The organism is Aquiflexum sp. (genome assembly GCF_041751335.1).
GTDB lineage: Bacteria > Bacteroidota > Bacteroidia > Cytophagales > Cyclobacteriaceae > Aquiflexum.
On the sequence record NZ_JBGSXS010000095.1, the window covers coordinates 1 to 5,393 of the forward strand.

8 protein-coding genes are annotated in these 5,393 nt (G+C 33.0%); 1 reads left to right on the forward strand and 7 read right to left on the reverse strand.

What is annotated here, in order from left to right; all coding sequences use genetic code 11:
- Positions 1–269 (forward strand): hypothetical protein (locus ACEW8U_RS05665; RefSeq protein ID WP_373521067.1); only part of this gene is annotated, 269 nt, incomplete at its 5' end.
- A gap of 317 nt (positions 270–586) precedes the next feature.
- Here the strand turns inward: ACEW8U_RS05665 and ACEW8U_RS05670 are convergent.
- The 7 genes from ACEW8U_RS05670 to ACEW8U_RS05700 all read right to left on the reverse strand — a co-directional run.
- The gene (locus ACEW8U_RS05670) at positions 587–889 is read right to left on the reverse strand and encodes a DUF5681 domain-containing protein (RefSeq protein WP_373521068.1); all 303 of its coding nucleotides are present in this window, start codon (positions 887–889) and stop codon (positions 587–589) included.
- 274 nt (positions 890–1,163) lie between these two features.
- Positions 1,164–1,574 (reverse strand): hypothetical protein, encoded by a 411-nt coding sequence (locus tag ACEW8U_RS05675; protein ID WP_373521069.1) that lies wholly within the window; start codon positions 1,572–1,574, stop codon positions 1,164–1,166.
- A gap of 1 nt (position 1,575) precedes the next feature.
- Positions 1,576–1,887 carry a hypothetical protein gene (locus ACEW8U_RS05680; protein ID WP_373521070.1) on the reverse strand — a complete coding sequence of 104 codons (312 nt, stop codon included), beginning with the start codon at positions 1,885–1,887 and terminating at the stop codon, positions 1,576–1,578.
- Between the two features lie 171 nt (positions 1,888–2,058).
- Entirely contained in the window at positions 2,059–2,346 is a 288-nt protein-coding gene (locus ACEW8U_RS05685; protein WP_373521071.1) for a helix-turn-helix domain-containing protein, read from the reverse strand.
- Between the two features lie 74 nt (positions 2,347–2,420).
- Positions 2,421–3,014, reverse strand: coding sequence for a hypothetical protein (locus tag ACEW8U_RS05690; protein WP_373521072.1), 594 nt, complete (start codon positions 3,012–3,014; stop codon positions 2,421–2,423).
- A gap of 1 nt (position 3,015) precedes the next feature.
- The gene (locus tag ACEW8U_RS05695; protein WP_373521073.1) at positions 3,016–4,311 is read right to left on the reverse strand and encodes a tyrosine-type recombinase/integrase; all 1,296 of its coding nucleotides are present in this window, start codon (positions 4,309–4,311) and stop codon (positions 3,016–3,018) included.
- 412 nt (positions 4,312–4,723) lie between these two features.
- Positions 4,724–5,393: hypothetical protein (locus tag ACEW8U_RS05700; RefSeq protein WP_373521074.1), on the reverse strand; the 670-nt coding region annotated here is incomplete at its 5' end.

Sequence of the window (5,393 nt, forward strand, 5' to 3'; positions counted from 1 at the left end):
CATACGAGTTGGAATCAAAAAGAAATAGAGACAAAGCCATCAATGAAAAGGTCTCATATAAGGAAACACTATCTAAAATTGAAAGGATAGAAAACCGTTATAACGAGTTTTCTAAAAATCCTGATACCATTCTTTCTACAAAATATAAGGCTTCTTATTCAATAAAAAACCCACTGTTAAGTAATGCAAAACAAACTTTCAACAAGGTTTTTTATACTAACATTGATCAAACAGAATTTATTAAAGAAGAAACTTTGGAAGAAAAATAAAACCTCCGGAACATGGATTTTAAACCCTTAATAATTAGCCTTTAATTGGTCTTTTTATTTTAAAAAATGTTTATCAAAATGACTTCAATTCCAATTTTTTGAAATAGGTCAATTTGCTGTTTTTGATTTTCGGTTTTTGGCTCTTTGTCCTTCAAAATAAATAGGGGTATGCTTTCAAATTTTAGGCATTCTTTTAGTTCCTCTACCGTTATTTTCCCCTGTTTAAAAGCTATAAGCAATTTGATTTTAGAAATTTTATCCATTTAACTAGTATTAAATTTGTTGGGTTTTTCCTTTTCTATCCTTTTTTATACTGTTTAATTTTGTTGACTTTTTGAATACCGGTTTAATAATTTATCAATTTTTTCCTCAGGGATGTTTTCCCAATCTATTTCATTGGTATAAGTAGTGGTTTGAAGCTTTGGCACCAAATAAGGCATTAAATCAGTCAAGAATTTCAATCTATTTTTTGGATCAAGTTTTTCAATGTCTGATTGAATTTTATCAAAATTTCCATCAAAAAGGGATTGGATTTTTTCCCTTATTTCCTCATTTATTTTGTTCTTTGAGCCTTTAGGCCTCCCATTAGGATTATTCGTTTGTCCTTTTTTTAAACCCATGATTTTTGTAAACTTTTGTTTTTTACAAATTAAGAAATTCTAAAGTCTGATTTAATGCCTCCACATTCAAACTAAAATTGTACCCTTCAAAGTATTTGTTTGCTTTGGGATTCATTTTCTTATTTACATTCTATTTCTTATTCTACTTCTATTTTTCAAAGGATTTGATAAGGCTTTTAAAGGGTTTCGAAAGGCATTCAATTTTTTGTTTAAAATCATTCATTCTGAGAAATTATAGTCCGATATAGTTCGGAAATTATGATTTTTTCCTACATTATTTTCGCTTGTTTTGCTTCTCTTTTAACCAGTTTATGTATTTAATTATCTCTTTGGGCATTAATTCCCGCAAACTTGGTTTCAAATCATTCAAAATAGCATCCACATTAATTAGCATGTTGGAATTATAGGATTGATTTTTAACCCAATTGATGATAATTATAAAATGATCTTGGAAAATGATTTTCCTATCACTTTGAAAATCAGATAGAATTTCAGAAATGATTTTTTCGCTTAATCCAGTTTCAAAAGCAATCCTTACAATTGTGATTTGGTATGCTCCTAACATGTTTGTGGATTCATTTGTAAGCAAATATAACCATACCAGCTTTTTGTTAGGTGATAGGTCAAAGAACCAGGGATCAAACCAAATTGCAGTGTTTATGCTTCTAAGTTTTGCCTTTGCCATGTCAGAAAATTTTTAATTGCGGGTCATCATTTGTGTCTTTGGCATAGTATTTTTGCACCTTCCTTTTTGAAAACGCATGGTGTCCATGCATTAAAACAATTTGACCTGATTCTTTAAGCCTAACAATTGGCTGGCTTAGTGTGGTGTCTTCTATTCCTATCAAAGATTCCAATTCCTTTGCACTGTATGCATTTGGTCTATTATCCACTAGAAAGGAATAAACCCTTTCGGTAACATTGGGGATTAATTGACCTCTTTGAATGGCATTCCATGATAGATACTTAGTTTCTGAAGTGTTTCTTTTCCCTTTCATAGGTTGCAAGCCTCCACCCCTGCGAAAAGTAAAATTTCAAAGTTAGTTTGGGATAGGTATTCCAAAAATTGAGTACATTTGAAATACTGCTTTTGATTGGAAACTCTAGCGGGAATGGCACTAATGGGATTCTTTCCGATTAGTGCCGTTTGTTTTTGGGCTGTCATCGGATTAGAATTTTACTGTCTTGACCTGATGTAAAGATTTTTCAATTTCACTTTCCTTGTAAAGGACACGGCCTCCAATTATATAGGATTTCAAAATTCCTTTCCGGGAATAATCGGAAAGGGTAACAAGCGAGATTTTGAGCTTTTCAGCCGTTTCTTTCCTTGAAAGTAGTGTTTCCCCTGTCTCTTTTTTTTGGACTCTAATAATTGATGTTACGGCCTCTTGTACGGCTGTATTGATAATCCCTGTAAGTTCCTCAGGGCTGTAAGTTGATAAGATTACATTGTCCATTTTAACTTTGTTTAGTTTGGACAATTTTAGCTGGGGGGTTGAAGTGGGGGCATAATAAAAACCCCACTATTTTACTATCCTTTACTTTTTTGGATTAATTCGTTTAAAAAGTCATCAATTTCAGATTTCTTTTCAGGGTCAAAATCTGTTATTCCGTTCAACAAATCTTTGCAATCTCTTAGATTGTAGCCTATAATTTTTGATAACAATTCAGCCCTTTTATTTAGGGATAGTTTTTGATTATAAAAAATTCCCTTTGGGTCAATAATGCCTAACTTTTCCATTATGTAAAACCTGTATTTTGGTGCTTTATCAATCCTTGTTTTTTGAGAATGGATTTTTTCATTCATTTTAGCTTGCAAGGATTCAATTTTCTCAGTTTCCTCTTTTGCCCATTCCAGTATATCGGATTCAGTAAGTTTGGGAAATTCCCAATTAAAGTATTTATCAATATACTCAGGGTGTATTTCTAAATACCAATCATAAAAAATGCGATCCCAATTGGTAGGTACAACGAGGTTATATTTTTTAAAGAGATGCTTTAATGATCTTACAGATTTATTAAATTGCTTTCTACTTTCCTTTGTCCATTTTGCAAGTTTTTCAATCTGGTTTAGAATGTCAGGATCATTTTCTATTTTATCCTTTTGGCTGTTTTGATCCTCCATTTCAACTAACTTTTAATACTGACTTGTTCCAATGTTCTAATAATTTATGGGCGTTTTCCTCAGGGGTTACTTTGATGTAAAGCAAAAAGGCTTTTTCAGTCTTATGACCTGTGATTTTCATTAAACTGATAGCGGGAAATCCACTTTTGTAAACATTGGTAGCAAAAGAACGCCGGGCGGTATGAGTTGTTACAAGTTCCCATTTCTGTTTTTCGGTATTCACTTTCAACCCTCCTTTTATTATTTCAACCTCCACCCCGGTTTTTAAACTATCCACTTGTTTTGCAATGTCCTTTAGATAGGCATTCATTTTTTGGTTTACTATGGCTGGGGGCAAACTGTTTGGATACCTGTCTTTGTATTTGGCCATGATTTCTTTTACAGTCCTGTGAATTGGGATTATTACCTTTTCACCTGTTTTGAAAGTAGTGATTTTCAAAAAATCCCCATCAATGTTTTTGGGCTGTATGTTGGTGAAATCTGAAAATCTTAATCCTGTCCAACATCCAACTATAAAGAGGTCTCTAACCCGCTCCAAATGTGGTGTACTGCTTAAATCAATTTGGTATAGTTCGTTTATTTCCCTTTCATTCAAATAAATGGAAAACCCCGGTACTTTATGGGCTTTAAACTGCTTAGATTGAAAAAACATGTTGGTATTGTATCCGTTGTCAGTGGCATAGGTCAAAAAGGTTTTGATTACCTGAATGTACTTTCCAACATTGTTTAGTGAATACTTTTCTTTGTTCAGGAAATTTACAAATTTGGTATAAAAATTTTGGTCAATGGTTTCAAATGCCAAATGATACCTTTTCCCAAACTGTTCTAATTTGTCAAAGACTGTATTATACTTTTGGATAGACCTTTTATCAAACCTTTTCCCGCTTGCTGTAAGCCTTATACCTTGTTCTGATTCAATGATAAACCTCTTGAATAAACCCATGAATGTGGGCTTAATTTCACTGTCTGTGGAGGCGTTCCCTTGGAGGTCTTTTAATTCCCTGTCAAGTTCTGATTTTATTTCCTGTGGGGCTGGGTTTCTTTCCAGTCGAAAAGTCAAATCCTCAAAAACCTTAAAAGCTGTATCCTGAATAAATTTTAGGTTGCTGTTAAAAATCTTTGCATTTGGAAAGTCTTTTACCTGTCTTGCTTGCTGGGTTTCCTCATTCCAAAATTTAGGATGGATAAATTTTCCAGTTGAATAAACTAATCTTTTACCCTCATGTCTAATGTACAAATGGATTGGGGTTTCTTTTTCTGCAAACTTATCCTTTAGATAATAATTGAATTTTGCCATTGTTTCTACTTTTGATTGGATACCTAAATTTAACAAATTTTATTCTCAGTAGGCTATACAGTAGGCTGTTTTCTTTAATTTAATCTTATTTCTTTTATTCTTATTTAGCTAGAATAAATTTTAAAATGCTGAAAATCAATGTATTTAAGTTAAAAATGAGAAAATAAAAAATAGAGGTATTTAGCCCTGTTCCCGCTACTCAAAACCCCTTATACTAACTGTATCTGGGGTTTTTTCTTTTCTGGAGACGGTATGGGGGACATTTTGTTTCAATTTGCTTTCTACTCTCACAAATTCCATTGAATTAAAGTACTTATCTAACCATAATGAATTAGATGCAAAGCAGTAAAAGGTGAAGTTAAACCTAAGTTATAATTTAGTTGATTTTGTTTTTTTCCATTTCCCCTATCCCCTACAGCTTCTTCCCAGTATTTTTTTCCAGCACTTTCTTAAGTTCTTTGGCGGTTTCTAAAGGTATTCCAAATTCTTTAGCCATCTTTTTTAAGTCAGGCGTTTCGTTATTGTTGAATTTTTCTACTAAAGCTGAGATAAAATCATTTAGGGTATTTAGGGTTTTCGGATCAACAGATTCTTTTTGTTCAGGAAATAAGTCGCTATATGGATCCGCAAGAACCTCTTTTTTGAAAATCTCTGAAATAGCTGTTTTCATGCTTAAATGCAGTCTCTGTTGGGGATAAGGGCTGCATGGTATTCCACAGTTATCCATTTTTTCTGAGAGTTTCCCATACCCTTCTTCCGTCATAGCACTGCAATGAAGCTCTTTTAATCCTTCATCATAATAAGCCACAGCAAAGTGCGGGAATGATTCATAGCCTTTTAACTGCATTCGGTAAACTCCTGCATTGTATCCGACCAAAAAGCCATCTTTGAGTGCTTCAGAATTGAATTCTTCTAAATCAATGAACGACCGGACTAGGACAACCTGATGTTCCCTATGGTATGTCAATGGATAATTGATATAAATACTTAGCAAGATAAAATTCAGCAAATTGTCCTGTATATATTGATGGATTTCATCGTCTGTTTCTATGCTTTGGTTCCATTCTGTAGCATAATAAAAT

Excerpts from the sequence above, each read along its gene's own strand:
- ACEW8U_RS05690 (WP_373521072.1), bottom strand. The coding sequence starts at position 3,014 with ATGGAGGATCAAAACAGCCAAAAGGATAAAATAGAAAATGATCCTGAC.
- ACEW8U_RS05675 (WP_373521069.1), bottom strand. The coding sequence starts at position 1,574 with ATGGCAAAGGCAAAACTTAGAAGCATAAACACTGCAATTTGGTTTGAT.
- ACEW8U_RS05680 (WP_373521070.1), bottom strand. The coding sequence starts at position 1,887 with ATGAAAGGGAAAAGAAACACTTCAGAAACTAAGTATCTATCATGGAAT.
- ACEW8U_RS05695 (WP_373521073.1), bottom strand. The coding sequence starts at position 4,311 with ATGGCAAAATTCAATTATTATCTAAAGGATAAGTTTGCAGAAAAAGAA.
- ACEW8U_RS05670 (WP_373521068.1), bottom strand. The coding sequence starts at position 889 with ATGGGTTTAAAAAAAGGACAAACGAATAATCCTAATGGGAGGCCTAAA.
- ACEW8U_RS05685 (WP_373521071.1), bottom strand. The coding sequence starts at position 2,346 with ATGGACAATGTAATCTTATCAACTTACAGCCCTGAGGAACTTACAGGG.